A 2,769-nucleotide genomic window follows, 5' to 3' on the forward strand; every position below is an offset into this window, starting at 1 on the left:
ACAAAATTATTTTCTGAAATTTAATCACTTCCCTGTTTTAACAGGGTTTTTATTTCTAAAAAAATACTATCAAACTCCCACACTATCCATACATACAAAAAAATACAAACTAAAGGCCGTCTGAAATGCTCTTTCAGACGGCCTTTTGAGGTTTCTATATCTATATTTTAGTCGGCGAACTGTTTTTTCATTCGTTCGCGTCGCTCTTGCGCTTCTACGGACAATGTCGCGGTCGGACGTGCCAGCAGGCGCTTGAGGCCGATGGGTTCGCCGGTATCGGCACAGAAACCGTAATCGCCTTCGTCAATACTGCGGAGAGTCGCTTGCACTTTATTGAGAAGTTTACGCTCGCGATCGCGGGTGCGCAGTTCTAAAGCGTATTCTTCTTCTTGAGTAGCTCGGTCGGCTGGATCGGGAGCGGATTCGTGCTCTTGAAGATGGCCGGTAGTGGTGTTTGCATTTTCAATCAGTTCTTCTTGCATTTTAACCAGTAGTTCGCGGAAGAAGGCCAATTGGTCGCTGTTCATGTAGTCCTCTTCAGGACCATCCCAGTTTAAAATATCTTGTTCTGTCAGCTTTGCCATGGTGTCTGCTTTCGGTTTGTTGTTAATGATTTGGATGCTACGGGTTTGCTTTTATTGGGTTTGCTTTTATTGGGTTTGCTTTTATTGGGTTTTCTTGAATTTCCGTTTTGGAAATTGGGCGAATCATATCATGTTTTACCTATTCATTTGTTCTTTATATTTCGATTTGCACTTTTTTGCACTACCTTACGCCTAAATATATTAATACGCTTTTTAGGACGTTGTATTTTTGGTCGTTAATACCTGCTGCGCTTTCAGACGGCCTATTGAAGCAAACATAGGTTGGTTTGCTGGATAAGTTGGGGAAACCATCGGGCCAGCCACAACCATAATAAGAGTGCCAACAGACTGCCTGAAAAATCGTATCGTCCTGCGCGTAAGAAGGAAAACGGTTTGAGCAATGGCTGCAGAATTCGTTCGATGGCATAAGCCAACGGGGAATAGCGGCCCTGTATGCTGCTCACCATTCTAATAATCAGACCAATAAGTAATGTATAGGCCGCGGCTTTCAGCATATGGAGTGCGGCAAACCAGAAGTTTGCCAAAATCAGCTTATTGCTGATGGACAGCGCCGGCGAGATGAAAATAATGGCGGTACAGGCAAGGTAGTACACCAGAAAACCTGCGGGCAGGCAGTACCAATCGGTTTTCTCGCCGGATGGGAATGCTTTTTGCCAAGGTTTGGTCAGCCAGCCTGTTGCCTGTATGCTGAATTTGAGCAGGGGGTGTTCTGCTGCCAATCCTGCGTATCGGAGCAAAAAGCGCGTGATACACAGGATGGCAATAGCGTCTGCCAATAATAAGAGCAAGTCGCCGCGCATGTTCAGACGGCCTTATATTGTTGCGCCATTTCTTGCGAACGTTTGACGCAGGCTTCTACGCCCTGTTCGATGGCTTCGGCAACGTGACGGGCTTTGAAGGTTTCGATGGCTTCGTGTGTCGTGCCACCTTTGGAAGTCACGTTTTGCTGTAATTGTGCAAATGCTTCGCCGGTCTGTTCGGCCAAAGCCACTGCGCCTTTAAATGTAGCAAGGCTCAGTTCGCGTGCGTCTTGTTCGTTGAAACCTTGTGCCAAAGCCGCATTTTGGAGCGCGCCCAAAAGATAGAAAACATAGGCGGGGCCGCTGCCGCTGATGCCGGTAATATTGTGGAGTTGATCTTCCTCGTTCAGCCAAACGGTTGTACCGACAGAGCGCATGATGCCGTCGGCGGCTGTACGGTCAGCTTCTGAAACGCCTGCATCGGCAAACATACCGGATACGCCTAAACCGATTTTGGCCGGCGTATTGGGCATGATGCGCACGATACGGCGTGTGCCGCCCAGATACTGGCTGAGGGTATCGATGGACAAACCTGCCGCTACGGACAACACCAGCGCGCCATTCAAACGGATGTTTTGACAGGCTGCCTGCATGTCTTGCGGTTTAACAGCGAGAATGAGGACATCGTCCGCACTCAATTCGGGCAGGTTTTCAGAAGTGGCTACGCCCAATTCTTGTACCAGTTGCTCCCGTCTTTCGGCGCCGCGTTCGACAATGTGGACACGATAGCCGTCTTGTTTGACCAAACCGCCTGCAATGGCAGTCGCCATATTGCCGCCGCCGAGAAAATAGATATTCATATATATGTCACTCCTTTGTGATATCGATCAAGCCGTCTGAAACTGCTGTCTGCCCTGTTCAGACGGCCTATTACTTTTATTGAGGATAATGCCGCTTGCCGAAAATCGCGCTGCCGATGCGGACATGGGTTGCGCCGCATTCTACCGCGATTGGCATATCTCCGGACATCCCCATAGACAAAACATCTGCTTCGACGCCTGCCGCGTTCAACTCAGCCAACAGCCGCTGCATGGTATGAAACTGGCTGCGCAACTCATCATCGCTGCTGTCGGCCTTGGCCACACACATCAATCCGCGCACTTTAATATTCGGCAACTTGGCCACTTCAAGGGCCAGCGCAACCGCTTCAGTGGGCGCTACGCCGTGTTTTGCTTCTTCCGCGGCAATGTTCACTTCAATGCACACCTGCAACGGCGGCATTTCAGACGGCCTTTGTTCACTCAAGCGCCGCGCCGTTTTCAGACGGCCTATCGTATGCACCCAATGTGCGCGTTCGGCCACAAATTTGGTTTTATTAGACTGCACATCGCCGATAACGTGCCAAACAATATCCGGCAAATCGG

General features: G+C 49.5%; 4 protein-coding genes. All 4 read right to left on the bottom strand.

Features of this window, described 5'->3' with window-relative positions; translation table 11 throughout:
* Nucleotides 1–167 precede the first annotated feature (167 nt).
* The gene (dksA, locus tag ACTHUE_RS14660; RefSeq protein WP_004519243.1) at nt 168–584 is read right to left on the bottom strand and encodes an RNA polymerase-binding protein DksA; all 417 of its coding nucleotides are present in this window, start codon (nt 582–584) and stop codon (nt 168–170) included.
* Between the two features lie 263 nt (nt 585–847).
* Complete coding sequence (locus tag ACTHUE_RS14665) at nt 848–1,405, bottom strand: YggT family protein (RefSeq protein WP_004519242.1); 558 nt, start codon at nt 1,403–1,405, stop codon at nt 848–850.
* A 2-nt stretch (nt 1,406–1,407) separates the two neighbouring features.
* On the bottom strand, nt 1,408–2,205 hold the full coding sequence (gene proC / locus ACTHUE_RS14670) for a pyrroline-5-carboxylate reductase (protein ID WP_004519241.1): 798 nt from the start codon (nt 2,203–2,205) through the stop codon (nt 1,408–1,410).
* A 76-nt stretch (nt 2,206–2,281) separates the two neighbouring features.
* Nucleotides 2,282–2,769: YggS family pyridoxal phosphate-dependent enzyme (locus ACTHUE_RS14675; RefSeq protein ID WP_440402903.1), on the bottom strand; the 488-nt coding region annotated here is incomplete at its 5' end.

Source organism: Neisseria sp. P0021.S005, assembly GCF_051956955.1.